General features: G+C 59.7%; 22 protein-coding genes and 1 pseudogene. 7 read left to right on the top strand and 16 right to left on the bottom strand.

The annotated features are described in order from the left end of the window. Positions 1-74: 74 nt before the first annotated feature. Both AC07OF_RS10135 and AC07OF_RS10130 read left to right on the top strand, forming a co-directional pair. Positions 75-905 carry an undecaprenyl-diphosphate phosphatase gene (locus AC07OF_RS10135; RefSeq protein ID WP_157192764.1) on the top strand — a complete coding sequence of 277 codons (831 nt, stop codon included), beginning with the start codon at positions 75-77 and terminating at the stop codon, positions 903-905. 5 nt (positions 906-910) lie between these two features. Next, complete coding sequence (locus AC07OF_RS10130; RefSeq protein ID WP_495072837.1) at positions 911-1357, top strand: DUF1294 domain-containing protein; 447 nt, start codon at positions 911-913, stop codon at positions 1355-1357. Here the strand turns inward: AC07OF_RS10130 and AC07OF_RS10125 are convergent. Both AC07OF_RS10125 and AC07OF_RS10120 read right to left on the bottom strand, forming a co-directional pair. Next, positions 1350-1709, bottom strand: a complete 360-nt coding sequence (locus AC07OF_RS10125; protein WP_157192762.1) for an MmcQ/YjbR family DNA-binding protein — start codon at positions 1707-1709, stop codon at positions 1350-1352. The two genes, AC07OF_RS10130 and AC07OF_RS10125, sit on opposite strands and share 8 nt — an antisense overlap. Continuing rightward, positions 1702-2610 carry a LysR substrate-binding domain-containing protein gene (locus tag AC07OF_RS10120; protein WP_157192761.1) on the bottom strand — a complete coding sequence of 303 codons (909 nt, stop codon included), beginning with the start codon at positions 2608-2610 and terminating at the stop codon, positions 1702-1704. Before AC07OF_RS10120 ends, AC07OF_RS10125 begins: the two co-directional genes overlap by 8 nt. Positions 2611-2738: 128 nt before the next feature. On the opposite strand from AC07OF_RS10120, the gene AC07OF_RS10115 reads away from it, so the two are divergent. Next, a complete protein-coding gene (locus AC07OF_RS10115; protein WP_038611233.1) occupies positions 2739-3350 on the top strand; it encodes an FMN-dependent NADH-azoreductase in 612 nt (203 codons plus the stop codon). A gap of 141 nt (positions 3351-3491) precedes the next feature. Beyond that, positions 3492-4523 (top strand): alpha/beta hydrolase family protein, encoded by a 1032-nt coding sequence (locus tag AC07OF_RS10110; RefSeq protein ID WP_157192760.1) that lies wholly within the window; start codon positions 3492-3494, stop codon positions 4521-4523. On the opposite strand, the gene AC07OF_RS10105 is transcribed toward AC07OF_RS10110, so the two are convergent. From AC07OF_RS10105 to AC07OF_RS10075, 7 genes are all read right to left on the bottom strand, one after another. Beyond that, positions 4517-5707, bottom strand: coding sequence for an MFS transporter (locus AC07OF_RS10105; protein WP_157192759.1), 1191 nt, complete (start codon positions 5705-5707; stop codon positions 4517-4519). The genes AC07OF_RS10110 and AC07OF_RS10105 overlap by 7 nt on opposite strands. Positions 5708-5865: 158 nt before the next feature. Continuing rightward, entirely contained in the window at positions 5866-7452 is a 1587-nt protein-coding gene (locus AC07OF_RS10100; RefSeq protein ID WP_157192758.1) for an ABC-F family ATPase, read from the bottom strand. 20 nt (positions 7453-7472) lie between these two features. Then, positions 7473-8666, bottom strand: a complete 1194-nt coding sequence (locus AC07OF_RS10095; protein WP_495072836.1) for a tyrosine-type recombinase/integrase — start codon at positions 8664-8666, stop codon at positions 7473-7475. Between the two features lie 217 nt (positions 8667-8883). Continuing rightward, a complete protein-coding gene (locus tag AC07OF_RS10090; RefSeq protein ID WP_495072835.1) occupies positions 8884-9363 on the bottom strand; it encodes a class I SAM-dependent methyltransferase in 480 nt (159 codons plus the stop codon). 61 nt (positions 9364-9424) lie between these two features. After that, entirely contained in the window at positions 9425-9637 is a 213-nt protein-coding gene (locus tag AC07OF_RS10085) for a DUF551 domain-containing protein (protein ID WP_422421689.1), read from the bottom strand. Next, complete coding sequence (locus tag AC07OF_RS10080) at positions 9634-9903, bottom strand: hypothetical protein (RefSeq protein WP_495072834.1); 270 nt, start codon at positions 9901-9903, stop codon at positions 9634-9636. The genes AC07OF_RS10085 and AC07OF_RS10080 overlap by 4 nt, the downstream gene beginning before the upstream one ends. Continuing rightward, entirely contained in the window at positions 9900-10643 is a 744-nt protein-coding gene (locus tag AC07OF_RS10075; RefSeq protein ID WP_495072833.1) for a hypothetical protein, read from the bottom strand. Before AC07OF_RS10075 ends, AC07OF_RS10080 begins: the two co-directional genes overlap by 4 nt. Before the next feature lie 138 nt (positions 10644-10781). Between AC07OF_RS10075 and AC07OF_RS10070 the strand changes: the two are divergent. Together AC07OF_RS10070 and AC07OF_RS10065 are read left to right on the top strand one after the other, a co-directional pair. Continuing rightward, positions 10782-11116 (top strand): annotated as a pseudogene (locus tag AC07OF_RS10070) (hypothetical protein). 129 nt (positions 11117-11245) lie between these two features. After that, positions 11246-11536 carry a hypothetical protein gene (locus AC07OF_RS10065; RefSeq protein WP_495072832.1) on the top strand — a complete coding sequence of 97 codons (291 nt, stop codon included), beginning with the start codon at positions 11246-11248 and terminating at the stop codon, positions 11534-11536. Positions 11537-11748: 212 nt separating this feature from the next. Here the strand turns inward: AC07OF_RS10065 and AC07OF_RS10060 are convergent, their stop codons facing one another. Both AC07OF_RS10060 and AC07OF_RS10055 read right to left on the bottom strand, forming a co-directional pair. Then, entirely contained in the window at positions 11749-12159 is a 411-nt protein-coding gene (locus tag AC07OF_RS10060) for a beta/alpha barrel domain-containing protein (protein ID WP_157192753.1), read from the bottom strand. Positions 12160-12180: 21 nt separating this feature from the next. Continuing rightward, positions 12181-14073: a DNA cytosine methyltransferase gene (locus tag AC07OF_RS10055; RefSeq protein WP_495072831.1), complete on the bottom strand. Its 1893-nt coding sequence runs from the start codon at positions 14071-14073 to the stop codon at positions 12181-12183. Positions 14074-14576: 503 nt separating this feature from the next. On the opposite strand from AC07OF_RS10055, the gene AC07OF_RS10050 reads away from it, so the two are divergent. After that, positions 14577-15107 carry an MrpH family fimbial adhesin gene (locus tag AC07OF_RS10050; protein WP_495072830.1) on the top strand — a complete coding sequence of 177 codons (531 nt, stop codon included), beginning with the start codon at positions 14577-14579 and terminating at the stop codon, positions 15105-15107. Positions 15108-15122: 15 nt separating this feature from the next. Here AC07OF_RS10050 and AC07OF_RS10045 read toward each other — a convergent pair whose 3' ends face one another. The 5 genes from AC07OF_RS10045 to AC07OF_RS10025 form a co-directional block, all read right to left on the bottom strand. After that, positions 15123-15539, bottom strand: coding sequence for a hypothetical protein (locus AC07OF_RS10045; RefSeq protein WP_495072829.1), 417 nt, complete (start codon positions 15537-15539; stop codon positions 15123-15125). A 14-nt stretch (positions 15540-15553) separates the two neighbouring features. Beyond that, entirely contained in the window at positions 15554-16150 is a 597-nt protein-coding gene (locus AC07OF_RS10040) for a hypothetical protein (RefSeq protein ID WP_495072828.1), read from the bottom strand. Between the two features lie 506 nt (positions 16151-16656). After that, a complete protein-coding gene (locus tag AC07OF_RS10035; protein WP_495072827.1) occupies positions 16657-16992 on the bottom strand; it encodes a hypothetical protein in 336 nt (111 codons plus the stop codon). An 81-nt stretch (positions 16993-17073) separates the two neighbouring features. Next, positions 17074-17238 (bottom strand): hypothetical protein, encoded by a 165-nt coding sequence (locus AC07OF_RS10030; RefSeq protein ID WP_476446991.1) that lies wholly within the window; start codon positions 17236-17238, stop codon positions 17074-17076. Between the two features lie 2 nt (positions 17239-17240). Then, positions 17241-17750 carry a single-stranded DNA-binding protein gene (locus AC07OF_RS10025; protein WP_495072826.1) on the bottom strand — a complete coding sequence of 170 codons (510 nt, stop codon included), beginning with the start codon at positions 17748-17750 and terminating at the stop codon, positions 17241-17243.

The following is a 17750-nucleotide window of genomic DNA, read 5'->3' as shown; positions in this document are numbered from 1 at the left end:
GGGCATTCGAATCGGCTCTGGCTTATGCAAACTACAACGGGGGCATGCCATCGGCATCGCTTCGTGGGGGAATAATGGATCTTTGGACTGGCTTGCAGGCCGTCATTTTGGGTGTTATCGAAGGCTTGACCGAGTTCTTGCCGATTTCCAGTACCGGTCACCAGATCATTGTCGCGGACCTGATCAACTTCGGTGGTGAGCGGGCGATGGCCTTCAACATCATCATTCAGCTGGGCGCGATCCTTGCCGTGGTCTGGGAGTTTCGCCGCAAGATCTTCGACGTAGTGCTGGGCTTGCCCAAAGAGCAGCAAGCGCAACGCTTTACGGTCAATCTGTTGATCGCCTTTACTCCGGCGGTGGTCTTGGGGGTGCTGTTTGCCGACCTGATTCACCATTACCTGTTCAACCCCATCACTGTAGCTGCCGCCCTGGTAGTGGGTGGGGTGATCATGCTTTGGGCCGAGCGCCGTCAGCATGTGATCAAGGTCGACCAGGTCGATGACATGCGCTGGTCCGACGCGCTGAAGATCGGTTTTGTCCAGTGCCTGGCGATGATCCCGGGGACTTCGCGTTCCGGTTCGACGATCATTGGCGGCCTGCTGTTCGGTTTGTCGCGCAAAGCCGCGACCGAGTTCTCGTTCTTCCTGGCCATGCCGACCATGGTCGGTGCAGCGGTGTATTCGGGCTACAAGTATCACGAGCTGTTCCAGCCTGGCGACTTTCCGGTATTTGCCATTGGCTTCGTAGTCTCGTTCATCTTCGCCATGATCGCTGTACGCGCATTGCTGCGTTTCATTGCCAACCATAGCTATGCCATGTTCGCCTGGTACCGGATTGTCTTCGGCCTGATCATCCTGGCGACCTGGCAGTTCGGCTGGGTCGACTGGGCCACGGCGCAAGGTTGAGTCCGATGAGCCGCTCACAACCCACCGTCCGGCGTGCGAGTAGCGCAAGTTCCACTGTCCAGCACCGGCGTAGCAAACTGTTGGTCTTCGTCGGTCTGTGCCTGTTGCCACTGGGTGGGGCGTTGCAGATGCTGATCAGTGGGCAGTCCTGGCTGCCTGCGGTGGCTTATCCGCTGGCCAGCCTGGTGAGTTTTGCGCTGTACTGGCGTGACAAGCAGCAGGCACGCACTCAGGGCTGGCGCACCCCGGAAAAGGTGCTGCATGCCAGCGAGTTGTGCGGCGGCTGGCCCGGAGCACTGCTGGCTCAGCAGGCTTTTCGGCATAAAACCCGCAAATTGTCGTTTCAGCTGAGTTTCTGGGCCATTGTCGCCTTGCATCAGTTGTTCTGGGTTGACCACCTGTTGCTCGGTGGTCGTTGGCTGGGCAGCGCCCTGGCGCCGCTGCTCAGATAAGCAGGCCTGGCTGCAGGCGCTTTGGCAGGCGCCTGACTACCAGTTGGTGGGAGCGCTGCAGCAGGTCGCAGAGTTCCTCGCGGCCCATAGGGTAGGGGGGCGTCATACTGATCCAGTGAGCCCTCGCCAGGTACGGCGCCGGGCGCACGCCGGGGCGGTCGGCGTAACCAAGGAACAGGTCACTGTCGACTTTGAATGACAAGCCGGCGCCGGCCAGATCCAGTACCGCAAACATCTTGTTGCCGGCGATCGAGAACACCCGCACACCGCCCCATTTGTAGTCTTCCCGTGCACCGGGCAGGCTCAGGCAAAAGTCCGCCACCTGCGCTTCACTCATCTTGCCCTTAGACATAACGTTCCCCACAGTCGGCAAACGCCGCCACCAGATGGTCGATCCATACCCGCACAGCAGGCAGCAGGCCGCGCCGATGAGGATAGACCGCTTGCAGATAGCCCCCGGGCAGTGACCAGTCTGGCAGCAGCCGCACCAGCTCGCCACGGGCCAGTTCCTCCTCACAGTGCATGATCGGCAGGGCGGTAAAGCCCAGGCCAGCCACTGCTGCCGCCTTGCGCACGAGAAAGTCGTCAATCGCCAGGCGTGCTTCCATGGCCAGTTCGTGCTTGTGGCCACGGCTGTCGAGCAGGCGCAGGTGAACCAGGCGGTCGGCGTCCACGGCACCGAGCATCGGCAGGCCGCTGAGGTCTTCGGGTGTAACCGGGGCATGGCGAGCAGCAAACGCCGGCGCTGCCACCAGGTACATTTGTGCCTGGCGCAGGCGGCGGGTGACCAGGGCCGGGTCTTCATCGCCCAGGTCGCGTACACGCAGGGCCACGTCGATGCCTTCGGTGATCAGGTCAACGCGGCGATTGAGCAGGACCATGTCCAGTTGCACCTGCGGATACAGCTCGAGAAATTCGCTGATCACCTGCGGCAAAAGCGAGTGCGCCAAACCCACCGGGCACGACACCCGCAGGCGGCCTCGGGGTTCGCTGGTCATGCTGGCTACCGCCTCGTCGGCCATCTCCGCTTCCAGCAGCATGGCCTGACAATGACGCAGGTAGCGCTCGCCCACCGCCGTCAACTTGAGCTGGCGGGTGGTGCGCTGCAGCAGGCGCGTGCCCAGGCGTTCTTCCAGCTCGGCGATACGCCGTGACAGCCGCGATTTGGGGATCCCGAGCAAGCGTCCGGCGGCGGCAAAACCACCGGCTTCGACCACCCTGGCGAAGTAGAAGAGATCGTTGAGGTCTTGCATGGCGAGCACCATTGTCCTGTCAGTAGGACAAACTAACGCATTTTTGCTGACTTATCAGCTATTCGCCGCCCAGGTAGGATTCTCCCCATCGTGATCGCCCAGATGCGGTCTTCAATCAGGAGAGTCCCATGAAACTGTTGCATATCGATTCGAGCATCCTGGGCGACAATTCCGCCTCCCGTCAGCTGAGCCGCAGCGTGGTTGACGCCTGGAAAGCCGCCGATCCATCGCTGGAAGTGGTTTACCGTGATCTGGCTGCCGACGCCATCAGCCACTTCTCTGCCGCCACCCTGGTTGCTGCCGGTACCCCGGAAGCACTGCGTGATGCTGCACAGCAGCACGAAGCCCAGCTGAGCAGCGAAACCCTGCAGGAGTTTCTGGCTGCCGACGCAGTGGTGATTGCTGCGCCGATGTACAACTTCACCGTCCCGACTCAGCTCAAGGCCTGGATCGACCGCGTTGCGGTAGCCGGTCAGACCTTCCGCTACACCGAAGCCGGCCCTGAAGGCCTGTGCGGCGACAAGAAGGTGATCCTGGTGTCCACTGCCGGTGGTCTGCACGCAGGTCAACCGACCGGTGCTGGTCACGAAGACTTCCTCAAGGTGTTCCTCGGCTTCATCGGTATCACCGACCTGGAAATCGTGCGTGCCCACGGCCTGGCCTACGGCGAAGAGCATCGCGCCAATGCCCTGAGCGCCGCCCAGGCACAGATCAGCAACGAGCTGTTCGCTGCCGCCTGATCAGTACCAGCGCGTGACCCGAACCGACAGCAGGCTAAGTCTGCTGTCGGTTTTTTCATTGAGCTTTCATCCGCGCCGTCATGCCTCGCTCTATGCTGGATCGGTACCTGGCAGTTGACCCGCCGGGAAGGGTGAAAGCAGATGGGCAAAATCGCGCTGTTGTGGCTGCTGTGCTGGCTTGGCATTGCAGGCATGGCGCAGGCTGAACCAGCGCAACACAGGAGTGTCGGCTTGCACCGTCTGGTCTTCGCCGACCCGCTGGATGGGCGAGCGATGCACGCACTGGCGTTCTATCCTTCCAGCGGCCCTGAGCGCACTAGTCGCATCGACGGTTATCGGGTAGATGGCAGTGAAGGTGCGCCGATTGCCATTGGCCGCTACCCACTGTTGATGCTGTCTCACGGCAATACCGGTACGCCGCTGGCCTTGCATGACCTGGCCAGTGCACTGGCGCGTCGCGGTTTTGTGGTGGTGGCGGTCACCCATCCGGGCGACAACGCCCACGATCACAGTCGCCTGGGCACCTTGAGCAACCTTTATGGGCGACCGCTGCAAATCAGTGCCGCGATTACCGCAAGCCTTGCCGATCCTTTGCTGGCTCCCTATGTCAGTGGCGACCAGGTGGGCATGATCGGTTACTCGGCGGGGGGTGAAACCGCCTTGATACTGTCCGGCGCCCAGCCCGATCTTGAGCGCCTGCGCCGTTATTGCCTGGAGCGGCCGCTGGACGCCGATGCCTGCAAGACCAACGGTGTGCTGATCGCCGACCGCGCCGACCTGAGCGCCGAGGCCGACCCGCGCATCCATGCATTGTTGCTGATGGCACCGTTGAGCTTGATGTTCGGCCGTCATGCCTTGGCCCAGGTGAAGGTCCCTGCATTGATCTACAGTGGCGACAAAGACCAGCTGCTGGCCATCGACAAGAATGCCCAGGCACTGGCGCGCAAACTACCGGTGACACCCAACTACCGGCTGTTGGCCGGGGCCGGGCATTTCGTCTTCATGGCACCGTGCGACGATGAACAGCGTGAGCACATGGCGGCGCTGTGCAATGACCCCGACGGCGTCGACCGTGAAGGTATTCACTTGTCATTGCAGGCCGAAGCCGCGCACTTTTTCAGCCGCACCCTGGGTCGTGCCGGCCGGGTTGGCCTCAATACTGCCGATCAGTAACTGCGGGCACGATGTGACAGCACCAGCGTCAGGCCGACCCCGGCCAGTGACAGCAGGGCGGCGATGCAGAAAATCCAGGCATAGCCCAGGTGCAGGGCCACCGCGCCCATCAACGGTCCGGCGATGGCCAGGGCCAGGTCGAAGAACACCGCATAGGCACCCAGGCCTGCACCGCGGCTGGCCACCGGCACTTGCTTGATGGCTTCCACGCCCAGTGCCGGATACACCAGCGACAGACCGAAGCCGGTCAGCCCGGCGCCGACCAGTGCCAACGACGGGCTGGGCGCCAGCCACAGCAAGGTCAGGCCGAGGGCTTCGGTGCTCATGCAGACAATTGCCACCTGATAGCCGCCGAAGCGATTAACCGCATTGACGAACAACAGCCGCGAGAGAATGAAGCACAGGCCAAAGGCGCTCAGACACCAGGCCGCGCCGTACCAGCCTTGCTCCAGGTAGAACAGGGTGACAAAGGTGGTCAGCGTGCCGTAGCCGATCGAAGCCAGGGTCAGGCCCATGCCGCAAGGCGCAACCCGGCCGAATGCCGCCCAGAATGGCAGGCGCTCGCCACGCACCACCGGCATGGAGGGCTTGTTGCGGATCACCAGCAGGGCCAGCGAGGCCAGTACCGTCAGCATCAGGCCGAGGGTGGCAAAGTTGACCTGGTCCACCAGCATCACACCCAGCGGCGCGCCGATGGCAATCGCGCCGTAAGAGGCAATGCCGTTCCAGGAAATCACCCGGGCCGTATGCTCGGCGCCCACCGCGCCGATGCCCCAGCTCAAGGTGGCGACACCGATCAGGCCTTGGGCAATTCCCAGAAACAGACGCCCGCCGAGCAAGGCCAGCAGGCTCAACAGTGGCACATTGACTGCCAGCGCCGAGGCGAAGGTCAGCACGCCGCTGACCGCAATACCGAGCAAACCGTAGATGATTGCCTGGCGGGTGCCTTTACTGTCAGCCACACGCCCGGCGAACGGACGGCTGAGCAACGTCGCCAGATACTGCAAGCCAATGGTCAGGCCGGCAATGACGGCGCTAAAGCCCAGTTGGTCATGCACGTAACCCGGCAACACCGCAATCGGCAGGCCGATACAGAGGAAGGCAATAAAGGTGTAGAAGACGATCGCAAGGATTTGCAGGGTGATCGAGAGGGTACTGGCAGGCGCGGGTGCTGACGCGGACATTGGCTCGTTCGCTGGCGGGCGGTGGGAGAGGGCCCATGATCGCTGGCGGCGAGGATAAAAGGAAGCAGGCTAACGGATTTTCCAGGCATCGCGGGGCAAGCCCGCTCCCACAGGAGTAGTCACCATCCCTGTGGGAGCGGGCTTGCCCCGCGATTGCTTTAAACCACTACACCCTGACTGCGCAGGTAGTCATCGTAGGTGCCGCTGAAGTCCACCACACCGCTCGGGCTCAGCTCGATGATGCGCGTGGCCAGCGACGATACGAACTCACGGTCGTGGCTGACGAACACCAGCGTGCCCGGGTAGTTCTCCAGCGCCAGGTTCAGCGCTTCGATCGATTCCATGTCCAGGTGGTTGGTCGGTTCGTCCATGATCAGCACGTTAGGCTTTTGCAGGATCAGCTTGCCGAACAGCATACGGCCTTGCTCACCACCGGAAATCACCTTGACCGACTTGAGGATCTCGTCGTTGGAGAACAGCATGCGCCCCAGGGTGCCACGGATCATCTGCTCGCCCTGGGTCCACTGACCCATCCAGTCGAACAGGCTGACGTCTTCTTCGAAGTCGTGGGCGTGGTCCTGAGCGTAGTAGCCAAGCTCAGCGCTTTCGGTCCATTTGACCGCACCGGCGTCCGGGCTCAGCTCGCCGACCAGGGTGCGCAGCAGGGTGGTTTTACCGATGCCGTTAGGACCGATGATCGCCACGCGCTCGCCGGCTTCGACGGTGAAGCTGAAGTTCTGGAACAGGGTCTTGCCTTCGAAGCCTTTGGACAGCTTCTCGATGGTCACGGCCTGACGGTGCAGCTTTTTGTTCTGCTCGAAGCGGATGAACGGGCTGACCCGGCTCGACGGCTTGACCTCGGCCAGCTGGATCTTGTCGATCTGCTTGGCACGCGAAGTGGCCTGCTTGGCTTTCGAGGCGTTGGCCGAGAAGCGGCTGACGAAGGTCTGCAGTTCGGCGATCTGGGCTTTCTTCTTGGCGTTGTCCGACAGCAGCTGCTCGCGCGATTGGGTCGCAGCGGTCATGTATTCGTCGTAGTTGCCCGGGAACAGACGCAGCTCGCCGTAGTCCAGGTCAGCCATGTGGGTGCACACGCTGTTGAGGAAGTGACGGTCGTGGGAAATGATGATCATGGTGCTGTTACGCGCCGTGAGAATGCTTTCCAGCCAGCGGATGGTGTTGATGTCCAGGTGGTTGGTCGGTTCGTCGAGCAGCAGCACTTCAGGATCGGAGAACAACGCCTGGGCCAGCAGCACACGCAGCTTCCAGCCCGGTGCGACTTCGGTCATCGGACCGAAATGCTGTTCCAGCGGGATACCCAGGCCGAGCAGCAGCTCACCGGCGCGGGATTCGGCGGTGTAGCCGTCCATTTCGGCGAATTCGGTTTCCAGTTCGGCAACGGCCATGCCGTCTTCTTCGGTCATTTCTGGCAGCGAGTAGATACGGTCGCGCTCGGCCTTGACCCGCCACAGCTCCTCGTGGCCCATGATCACGGTGTCGATCACGGTGAATTCTTCGTAGGCGAACTGGTCCTGGCGCAGTTTACCCAGGCGCACGTTCGGCTCGAGCATGACCTGGCCGGCAGAAGGCTCCAGGTCGTTGCCGAGGATTTTCATGAAGGTCGACTTGCCGCAGCCGTTGGCGCCGATCAGGCCGTAGCGGTTGCCGTTGTTGAACTTGACCGAGACGTTCTCGAACAACGGTTTGGCGCCGAACTGCATGGTGATGTTAGCGGTGGAGATCAAAGGGCTTACCTATCAATAGCTTACGTCGCTGGCATTGCGGCTGATACCGATTTGATACCAATTTGCAGCTTTTCCAGCTCGCTCCAGTCGGAGCTTGAGTTAATCCAACGCGCATACGTCGACAGCAGCATTTGCACGCTGTGGCCGAGCTGTTGGGAGATAAATGCGGGGTTGAGGCCAGACATTAAGCATATTGTCGCATAGGTGTGACGACAGTTGTATGGCGGGCGGTAACGAATCCCCAGTTCTTTCAGTACCGGACGCCACTGATGATGGAGGTCTGAGGTCTGCTGGACGAACTCAGCATTCTTTGATGGCGGGAAGATGAACGGTGACTCCGTGACCCGCCCCTTTCCTTTCCTGCGTCGCTCGGCATAGTCCTTGGCAAATTCGAGCGCACGCAAGGCCCTCTCGTTGAGAAGCACGAACCTGTCTTTGCCAGTTTTGGTGCGCTCAACTACCTCGCCCAGCGCAACAGTGCGCCGTATATGGGCAATCTTCTTTTCCAGATCGACGGCGTCCCACCGTAATGCCAGACCTTCTGACAGGCGCACGCCAGTGAAAAACACGAACTCGAAGAAAGCCGCATAGATCTGGCTGGGCCAGTGCGGATGGTCGTAAAGCTTGGTGATGATCTCGTTCGCCTCCTCCAGGGTGAACGGGTCGATCTCTTTCTTGGTCTTCTTGGGCAGCTGCAGTGACTCGGCAGGGTTCCGGCTGATCAAGCCATCTGTTGCCGCTGACCGCAGGATCGTGGACAGCTTGACCAGGGCGTTGCGCTTGACACCCGGCGAGCTCCATTCAATCAAGCTGACAATCTTGCGCACCATGCTAGTGGTAATGAGATCGACCCGAACGAGTGCGAAGTGGACCATCCAGTAGTTGTTCAGCGCACTTTTGTAGTTCTGGTAGGTGCCCGGGGTGATCTCTCTGCTGTCCAGCCAGAGCTGCGCGTACTCGCCAAACGTCGGCTTACTACCCGCGACGGTCTGTGAACCTGGGAAGAGCTCGGCGTACTTGTCCTGGTCCAGCAGGCCGAGCTTGTTGAAGCTGACTACCTGATCGCGCAGCTGGGATGCAGCCTTGATGCCCTTTTGTGTCGCGGGATAAGGGAGCGTTTCGCATCGACGGACACCGTCCCATGTGAAACGAATCCGGAGGGAGTTGCGGAAGATTTCGACCCCACGGGGTAAATCCATTGGCTTTCCAGCCATTCGTCATACCTCTTTTTGCTGTAAATGATCCGTCCGCCGTGTTTCATCCAGACGCCCTGGGGGATCTTCCCCTCCAGGCGCCGGTGTTCCAGGGCTCGCTTAGTGCATCCGATCAGCTCGGCCATGAGCTTTTCGGTGATCTTGTCGACGTTACCGGTGTCTTCGGTTTCCATGGGATAGGCTCCACGCCGCGCATGGCGGCAGAGGTGGGGAGGGGTTAGGCGGGGCGTTTCATGAAGGTGATCCAGTGCGTCTTCTCGCGCTTGCCGGACTTGTGGCCAAACAGGGGCTTTTCATCGGTCAGGGCAAGCAGATCGCTCACCAGCACCTGGGTTTCGTTCCACTTAAAGATCAGGATGCCTTCGGGCTCCAGCACCCTGAAGCACTCGGCGAAGCCCTGGCGGATGTCTTCTCGCCAGTCTGAGGTGAGCACGCCGTACTTAGCCCGCATCCAGCTGTCGACGCCGGCGCGGGTCAGGTGCGGAGGATCAAAGACCACCATGCGGAAGGTTGAGGCCTCAAACGGCAGTTGCCGGAAGTCCATGAGCACGTCCGGCTCAACCTTCAGTACTCGGCCGTCGCAAAGTAGGTGCTCTTCGTCGCGGATGTCGCCGAACAGGGCGCGTTGGTCCTGCTTGTCGAACCACATCATGCGGCTGGCGCTGCATGGGTCGAGAACTTTGGCGACAGCACTCACGGCCTCGACCCCTTCCAGATCATCCAGGCCATGTAGAGCGGGGCGGCGATGGGTAGGAGGATCATGGCTGCAGTTCCTTCGGCGGCTCAGGGAGTGGCTGCCAGTGCGTGGCGGTGTTGGTCCAAAATGCGAAATGGCCCTTTTTGCTACCTTTGACCCAAACGTCCGTTTCCGCGATGAGGCCGCGACTGCAGTGCATCACTGCAACGATTACCGACATCCCATCGAGTTCGTCGCCAGGCAGCCTGTCGCTGCATTTGATCCATTGGCTCACAGCGAATACCTCTCTTGTTTCCAGCGCACTGGCGCCATTGCTGGGATAGGGGTGTTGTTTTGTTCGTGCGGGGAGAGCTGGCGCTCGTTGCCGGCCACTTGCGGAAGCCAGACCTTCACGCAACTGATTGCGTTGTTGCCTAGCGAGTTCATGACGTAGCAGACGACGCCGCGAGGCTTGTCCTCGAAAGACCAGACACCGGACGGGAGATCACTCGCGCTGGCGCCGGTGGCCAGCAGCAGGAGACAGAGGGCGAGACGGCTCATAGCAGCGCACCGCACGTCTTTGCCAGACGCACGTCCTCTTCGGTAATGGTGTGCTCGGTGATTTTCTCCACGGTGAAGAACTTCGGCTGGCAGAACTTGCGAGCCCAGTCCTTCAGAGGTTCCAGCGCCTGCTCAAGTGCCGCTTTCGCCTCATCGTCGATGTCTGGGTAGTTGTCGACCCATTCGCCCGCATCGCTTCCAGCGGCTTCCTCGTGCATGTGATCGAGCAACTCGTCGGCGTCCAGCAGGAATCCGGCAGGGTCAGCCTTGCAAACGACACCCGTCTGCACAACTTCGCCGACCTTGAGGCCGTTACCCAGGCCGGGGCCGAAATTGGTACCTTCCGCCGCGCTGCCGAAGTTGTCTCGGAGCAGTTCGGCCAGGCTCGAGTAGTCCCACGATCCATTGTCGCCACTCACCGACCAGGCTTCGTCTACTTTGCGGCGCGCCCAGCTCACGCATGGCCCGTCTTCCGTATCGAAGATCCCGAGCAGGAACCATTCAGGGCCAGGAGTTTCAGGCTCCCACCCGAGGCAATGGCACTCGCCGTCGTCATAAGGGTGGCGGTCACTGATATCCGCCTCCATGTGCCACTGCTTCAGCTCCAGCCCCTGCTGCACGAGCCAGGCCTTGAACGCCGTGTAGTCTTCGTCGAAGTCTGGCTCGTGCGGATGGCTCCACCAGCCGTCTTGGTCGCGCTCTACGGGCACGCGTTGGATCAGCTTCATTTCTTCAGGCATGACTTCTCCAAAGCCGCCATATAGCGGCTATACATTGAATTGGGTTGTAATTACGAAGTGGTTTAAAGAACCGAAACAGCGGTGTGGCCGCGTATTCCTCGGTGTGCCTTACTTAATGAATAACCAGGAGGACTTACGATGCGCACCAGAGGTACCGCCTATTGGGAATGGGCAGATCCATCACTTCATTGCCGAACGCATGAAGAAGAGCTCCGCGACGGTTCAACTATTGACGTTCAGGTCAGGCTGTCCCGGGCAGGTGTTACCCAGCTGTTCATCGGCGTGTACTCGGCCTCTGGCATGGCTCTCTATGAAGAGGGCATGGATTGCCGCTCAAGCGAGTCAATGACCAGGGCATGGATTGCCGCTCAAGCGAGTCAATGACCAGGGCATTGGCTTGGGGTGTGGGCAAGGCCCGTCATATTGCCGAAGCGGGCGTGCCCGTGGCTCCGATGCGGTCCCGCAACGCCTGACAAGATGCGAAATAACGGCTGCCCAGAGGCTTGTGAAAAATTTCAGATTGATTCAATGAAACGGGGCGGTGAAGTGGCCGTTTATTCAAATGTGTGCCTTACTGAAGGCACATCTAGTGGAGGCTGGGAATGCTTATCAGAGGCAGCATGTATCGTGATTGGGACGATACCCAGCGTGATTACATCACCCATGAGGAGACGGTTGGCAGCGGAGGCATGATTGAGGTCAAGGCTCGGTGTTCGTCTACGGGGGGCACTCAGCTGTTTATCGGTGTGTACACATCTGATGGGGTTGGAGTGCTGGAAATTGCTTATGACTCACGCCCTGAAACTTTGACAGAAGCTTTGGCTTGGGGCGTTGCTCAAGCCAGAAAATTCATATCGATGGAAGCGACTCTGCAGGCGCACCTACGCGCTTAGTTTTAGCAGTGAAAGGGTACGGCTTCGCGAGAGGTGATGCGCGAAGTCAGGTTTTAGTCCATCTCTCCCGCTCCTCCCCAAGGGAGAGGTGGATTTTTTTCGTCTGTGGATTTCCGGCATCGATTCTCCAAAGCCGCCATATAGCGGCTATTCAATAGAGGGGAGAGGGGTTAAAACCGGAAGGAGTACAAATGTACTCCTAGGGTCAAAAGCTACTGCGGCAGCGGCAAAGCGCGGATGGCCTGGGCCAATTCTGGATAGTCCGCGGCAAATTCGGCAGCTGCCTTGATCCCGTTCCGGTAGCCGTCAGCGCCTTGGGCTGTCATCTGCTCGGGGCTGAAGCCGTCGGAGGTTGGTGGAAGGGAGAAGACTGGAGTTAGCTCGATGCCTTCCGCCCTGAGGTCATGCGCGTGATCCGGGCAGGCGGTGTACTCCTTCCCGTCTTCGTAGGTCCAGCCCACTGGCTCTCCCTGGTGCTGGGCGGCTGGTGCGGCGTCTACCATCGCGTACCATTTGTGCAGCAGGCCGTCAGCCTTAAGCCCTTGTGCAAGCATATTCGGGGTTGGCTCTCGAGGCACGCTGACCATCTGTGCGGTGTTGCTGGATCGGTTTTCTGTGGGCATGGGGATCTCCTGCTGGCGACGTTATGCCGCCAGGCGCTGGTAAAGATCGATAAGGTCCGAAGCGTTCGCTGCCACGAGCTCCCGGGCTTCGTCCGGGCACACGCTGTTGCCCAGTAGCTTCACCTGGTCTGTTTTGTTGATCGGCTTCCAATACATCTCGCCGGTTTGTGAATTGAGGAACAGGCCGCGATCGATGATGTAGTCAGGTCGGAACCCCTGGGCGCGCTTGAGCTCGTGCGGCTGTAGCATCCGCAGCGTGATATCGATAAGCACATAGTCACCGACCATCACGATGTCGGCGTGTTCGGTGAAGTGTTGCGGCAGGTACTTGTGTAGGAATGCCGCGCACTTGCGGGCGCCGGCCAGTTGCTCGTCGCTCAGTGTGTGGCTGTGCAACTGCACGACTTCAACTACCGCCATACGGTCTTTCGACGGGATGGTGTGCACCGGCTCCCGCAGCGATATACCGTCCTTTTCAGCGCCGTAGTACTTCACCATGTAGGCCGTGATCAGCCGTTGATTCGTGCCTCTGCCCAAGATCGTCGACATCGGGGCGTCAGCTGCGCGCCCGTCGCCTTTGTAGAATCCTCCATTCGCCTGCTCAAGATGGGCCGACGCAATAGCGTGGTGCCCGCTGCTCTGGGTGATGCAGCTGATTGGGCCACCGGCTGAAGCACCAACACACCCCTTACGGAGGGTAATCATCGACGCGGACACCAGAGCCTGCTCGCCTCGGTTGGCACCGGTTACAGTCATCGCGGGATCAGTTGCCGGGTACCCGGATCGATCGCCGTGGTGAGTGAGGTGGGTGAGATGAGCGCCGACCAGAGCAAAATGCCCGCCCTTCACCTGTGCAACCTGGGTCCGCAGTGGCTCCTTGGTATCGAAGGTGCGCTGATTTGAGCCGTTGGCGTGCTCGGTCATGCATCCGGCAATCGCCATCTTGGGCTGTACCAGGGCGTGATGGGTACCGCCGCCGCTTATGGTCGACAGTGCGTCTCTGGTGCTGTGTGTGCTGGTATGCGACTCCGAGGTGCCGCGAAGCGGGACAATGTAAGGGTCGCTACAGGCCAGAGTGTGACGCCAGAGGCCTTTGGCGATTCGGTTCATGGTGTTTTCAACCAGTGCGTCTTCCCGAAAAATCGTGCGACCTTCCAGCCCCCAGTCGATGCAGTCGGCAGCCTGGCGCCACGCCTGTTGCCCCTTCGTTGGCTGTTTGTGGAACTTCGGGGTTGGCCAGACAATCGGCTTGCCGTCACGCCGCGCGACTCCGTACAGACGCTTGCGAATGGTTGGCGCGCCCTGATTCGCAGCAACCCTCACCTGGTGCTCGAAGTTGTAGCGCAGGCCGCGCACCAATGCTTCCTTGGGAACGTGATCGCCGATCTCTTCCAAAATCTCCGGCAAGTCCGGATGGTCCTCGGGGATGCCGTTGCCCAAGGCATCGACGAATGCTTTGAAGGTCCGCCCCTTCTCAGCCTTGACCGGCTTGCCTTCATCGTCGAGCGGCCCCCAGTCGGCGAATTCCTCGACGTTCTCCAAGAAGATCAGTCGCGGGCTGGTCTGATAGGCCCAGCGGATGATCACCCAGGCGAGGCCCCGGATCTTGCGGTTGCGCGGCTTCCCACCCTTGGCCTTGCTGTGATGGCGGCAATCGGGCGAAGCCCACAAGATGCCCACCGGCTGGCCCTTCGTGGCCAGGATTGGGTCCACTTCGAACACATCGGCCACGTAGTGCTCGGTCTGCGGGTGGTTGGCACGGTGCACCGCCAAGGCGATGGGGTTGTGGTTTACCGCTACGTCTGGCTCGCGGTACGCCGCGGCGATGCCGCTGCTGGCGCCGCCGCCGCCGGCGAAGAGATCGACGACCAGCTCCTTTTCGAAGGGCAGGGCGAGGGAAGTCATACAGGTCATGTTGTGGTCCTTGCGTGCAGGCGCCGCCCTCGCCGGGGTGGCGTGATTCGTTGAAGTGGGGAGGGTGGTTCAGTTCAATCGGAGAGGTACAACGGGGTTGATGACAGGAGCGCACCTGACAGCCCTCGGAAAATTCCTACAAAAACTACGGCAGCTTCCTAGAGCAAAAGTAAAAATTGCCTCATACCATTTTCGCTCATTTTTATGAGTAGGGCAGTGTGTTGAACAGTAATAGATCTTATTGGGCTGCGCTGTTGTTTCTACTCTGCTTAGTGGGTAGTGCTGCGCATGCCGTTACAATTCAGTCCACTCGAAGTCAATATGAGGTGGGCGGTGTTCGGTATTATTTTACTGTTACAAGCTGGGAGGGGAATGGAGATAGTTTTTGTAATGATATGCAGGCAGTTACATGTGCTCTGTACCTAGTTGGGGCACAACGTCCTGGTGAATACCAGTCTATGGTGCTCGGCACGAACAATTGGAGGATTAAACCTAGTACCTCCATGACGACGGTGCGCAACCAAATGAGTGGTTTTTCAATTCCCTTTGAAAGTAGTTTGTTTGTGCCAAAGGAGAAAAAAATAAGCGATAGTTTTTGCATCAGCTTCGCTCAAGGTTACAGTTATGTTGGGTCTGGAGGTATAATTGTTCCGGTTGGTCCTTGTGCTCCTGTTATAAAGCCAGCGCTGCAGTGCGAGATTAAAGGAAATGCTATCATTAACCATAGGGATGTAAGCGACGCTGCTATTGATGGCAACGAAGCAGGAACCACACTTCAGTTAACTTGCTCAGGCACAACTAGCGTGATCGCCTCAGCAAGCAAAGAAAGCCCCTCTGGCGTTAAGCTCAAGGCCGACGGCAGCCTGTACTCCAAGCTCACGATTGAAGATAAGGCTGCGGCACCGGGCGTTTCAATTAAAGTAGAAGATGGATTAGCTACCCCTATAGCCATCAAATCTACGCTGTACAGCAAAGGAACCGTCGAGCCTGGTCCTTTCTCCGGATCTACCGTGCTGACCATTTCCCCGCCTTAGTGTCGCGCCGAAGAGTCAGGCGGAAGCCCGGACTTTGAAGGTGAGCATGGCCGTCGCGTCGTCGTTGAAGCACTCAGCCAGCTCTTGAAAGGCCCGATACTTGGCCTGGCTGCGGGTGGCTGCCCACACGCGCCGCACGTAGTGGCGCGCATCACCCAGCATGTACTTCACGTCGTCCCAGTCGTACATGCCGTTGGTGAGCACCTCCCACTGCTTGAGCGGCAGCTTGTCGGCCATCTCACCGTACTGCATCTCCCAAGTAGGGTGGTAGTTGCGGATGCGCTTCTTCGGATCGCTGTCGAGGATGACTCCGATGTAGTGGCCGCGGTCGGCGAGGATCACACCCGGCTCACCGTTGGCTATCACCCGACGCCCGATCTCGGCCGGTACGTCGTAATGGCGGCGAACGTAGTCGCAGTTGTAGTTGCTCATGGATCACTCCTTGATCAGGCGGTGACGCGCTCGCCGATGACGGCAGTGCTATAGGTGACCTCGTAGTTCAGGGTCAGCTCGAAGCGGCCGCCGCATACGTCGCCGGTCATTTTCTGGTCTTTGTGGTCTTCCGACTCCAGGTGGATGGAAGTCGCGCAATGTGGGCACTTGCACTCGTCCTGGTACTCGAAGTCCGAATCGCAATACTCCGCCTCGGCAAACTTAGCCAGGGCCTCAGCCTTGGCGGCAGCGTCGATGCGGTCTTGGCAAGGCTTGCAGGTAAAGCCTTCAGGGTGACCCCATGGGGTCTCGGTCAGCTTCGATCGATGAGTCCCACAGCAGCGGCAGACATTGTGCTTGTCGCAGACGATGTAGCTCCACTTGCCTACGGTGCCATTGCATTTGTTGCAGCCTGAGACCCAATACCAGGCGCCGTCGATGCGTTCGGCGTACAGCCCCTTTTCCGGCGGCTCAAGCTTCACTTCCGGCAGGCCGTTACGGTGTGGGCGGTCGTGATCTTTGCCGTTCCAGATGTTGGTGTGCCCGGAGCGGGTGCGCGCGGTCCATTCACCAGGTATCTCGGCGATGAGGATCTTGGTGTGCTTGTTCATGGCTTTCTCCATGCATGCGCCGCCCTCCGTGGCCGGATGCGGTATTTGAGAATTGGAATAGATATTGCTCTAACCACCAAACCTAATATGGTTGGGGGCTGGGTAATGATTGATCTCGAAATCTACTTCGATGTCGCTATGGTCGTGATAGCTCTGGCTGTTGACTTGGTGGCCATTTATCTGTATCGAGAGACGAGTCTCGGACCGAATGAGGGCTCCGGTCGATTGACCCGATATGACCCTTAATCGGGGCTGGCTGGCAATGCGGCGGTGGATGGGCTATTACGAATTACAGATATGCGGCCGAATGGAGACGGAAATGACCGACTTAGGGATATTCACTACTGACTATCGTGAACACCGGCTAACCGCTGACTTCATGCAGAGCCCGCAAGGGATAGTGATTGGGCTGAAGGCTGGTCCGCTGCCTTGGAGGCATTTTGATGACACGCTGTACCCCACTTATGAAGAGGCTAAGTCCGCAGCAGTAGCTGAGGGGCGCCGACTTATCGATCAGCTTGTGGGGTAGCGATTTCGTCGCCAGGATCCTGCTGAATTATCAGCATGCTCTTGCGGCTGAACTCCAGCGCCAAAGAATGTGAGACCTCGTATTTGTGGCGCGGCGGAGTGAGTAGGGGCAGGGCGCCGCACGGGCCCAGCCCATGCAGGTGATGAATCATCAGCGTCATCGCCTCGCCCTGTTCCTCTATCCCAGCCCACTCCATCAGCTCCAGCAGAGCCTGCTTAGTCCCCGGTCGAACCTTCAAACGCAGGTCTTCTTCCTGCAGCTTGGCTGCCTTCACGCGGCGGCGCTCGTCGCGCTGTGTTTGAGTCATCGCCATTCGGCACCCCCTTCAATCCGCTTGGCGGTAAGTGAGCGTGCAGCTGCCGTCGGCGTTGCTGCACTCTGTTGTTGATGCGCCTCATGGGTGGCACACCTCAATAGGCTGGCGCTTGGAGCCTTCGGTGGGCATGACGACCAGCAGGCGCTTGTTGCCGCGGTACACACCCCAGGGCTTGCCGGTTGATATCGCCATGGCCGCCGCGTACTTCACGGCAGGCACTGGCTGAGAGATTGTGGCGATCATGGCTACGCCCCGGCCAGGTGGTGCAGTGGCGCGAAGGGAATGTCGTCGTCGAAGCTGTCGTAGTCCGGGCCTGGGGCGCCTTGCTGATTTTGCTGTTGTGGCGCAGGCCGTTGCTGCTGCCCGGAGGGGCGAGACTGCTGTGGCCGTTGCTGCTGGCTGTTGTCCTGTGGCTTGCCGCCAAGGAGCTGCATCACGCCGCGCTGATCAACAACAACCTCCGTGCTGTAGCGCTTGATCCCGTCTTTCTCCCACTCACGGGTTTGCAGTTTGCCTTCGATGTAGACCTGCGAGCCTTTGCGAAGGTACTCACCGGCAATCTCGGCGATTTTCCCGAACAAGATCACCCGGTGCCATTCGGTCTTTTCGACCTTCTGGCCGGTCTGCTTGTCGGTCCACTGCTCGCTGGTGGCCAGACTCAGGTTGGTCACGGCGTTACTGTTGGGTAGGTAGCGGACCTCTGGGTCCTGGCCGCAAGTGCCGACCAGGATAACTTTGTTGATTCCACGGGCCAT

Source organism: Pseudomonas sp. GW821-FHT10B02, from assembly GCF_059415665.1.
Note: the sequence above shows the minus strand (reverse complement) of the source record. Positions and strands in the feature narration are given on the sequence as shown.

Coding starts and splice junctions, on each gene's coding strand:
- AC07OF_RS10135 (WP_157192764.1), top strand. CDS start 75: ATGGATCTTTGGACTGGCTTGCAGGCCGTCATTTTGGGTGTTATCGAA.
- AC07OF_RS10130 (WP_495072837.1), top strand. CDS start 911: ATGAGCCGCTCACAACCCACCGTCCGGCGTGCGAGTAGCGCAAGTTCC.
- AC07OF_RS10125 (WP_157192762.1), bottom strand. CDS start 1,709: ATGTCTAAGGGCAAGATGAGTGAAGCGCAGGTGGCGGACTTTTGCCTG.
- AC07OF_RS10120 (WP_157192761.1), bottom strand. CDS start 2,610: ATGCAAGACCTCAACGATCTCTTCTACTTCGCCAGGGTGGTCGAAGCC.
- AC07OF_RS10115 (WP_038611233.1), top strand. CDS start 2,739: ATGAAACTGTTGCATATCGATTCGAGCATCCTGGGCGACAATTCCGCC.
- AC07OF_RS10110 (WP_157192760.1), top strand. CDS start 3,492: ATGGGCAAAATCGCGCTGTTGTGGCTGCTGTGCTGGCTTGGCATTGCA.
- AC07OF_RS10105 (WP_157192759.1), bottom strand. CDS start 5,707: ATGTCCGCGTCAGCACCCGCGCCTGCCAGTACCCTCTCGATCACCCTG.
- AC07OF_RS10095 (WP_495072836.1), bottom strand. CDS start 8,666: ATGGCTGGAAAGCCAATGGATTTACCCCGTGGGGTCGAAATCTTCCGC.
- AC07OF_RS10080 (WP_495072834.1), bottom strand. CDS start 9,903: ATGAGCCGTCTCGCCCTCTGTCTCCTGCTGCTGGCCACCGGCGCCAGC.
- AC07OF_RS10075 (WP_495072833.1), bottom strand. CDS start 10,643: ATGCCTGAAGAAATGAAGCTGATCCAACGCGTGCCCGTAGAGCGCGAC.
- AC07OF_RS10065 (WP_495072832.1), top strand. CDS start 11,246: ATGCTTATCAGAGGCAGCATGTATCGTGATTGGGACGATACCCAGCGT.
- AC07OF_RS10060 (WP_157192753.1), bottom strand. CDS start 12,159: ATGCCCACAGAAAACCGATCCAGCAACACCGCACAGATGGTCAGCGTG.
- AC07OF_RS10055 (WP_495072831.1), bottom strand. CDS start 14,073: ATGACCTGTATGACTTCCCTCGCCCTGCCCTTCGAAAAGGAGCTGGTC.
- AC07OF_RS10050 (WP_495072830.1), top strand. CDS start 14,577: ATGACGACGGTGCGCAACCAAATGAGTGGTTTTTCAATTCCCTTTGAA.
- AC07OF_RS10045 (WP_495072829.1), bottom strand. CDS start 15,539: ATGAGCAACTACAACTGCGACTACGTTCGCCGCCATTACGACGTACCG.
- AC07OF_RS10040 (WP_495072828.1), bottom strand. CDS start 16,150: ATGAACAAGCACACCAAGATCCTCATCGCCGAGATACCTGGTGAATGG.
- AC07OF_RS10035 (WP_495072827.1), bottom strand. CDS start 16,992: ATGGCGATGACTCAAACACAGCGCGACGAGCGCCGCCGCGTGAAGGCA.
- AC07OF_RS10030 (WP_476446991.1), bottom strand. CDS start 17,238: ATGATCGCCACAATCTCTCAGCCAGTGCCTGCCGTGAAGTACGCGGCG.
- AC07OF_RS10025 (WP_495072826.1), bottom strand. CDS start 17,750: ATGGCCCGTGGAATCAACAAAGTTATCCTGGTCGGCACTTGCGGCCAG.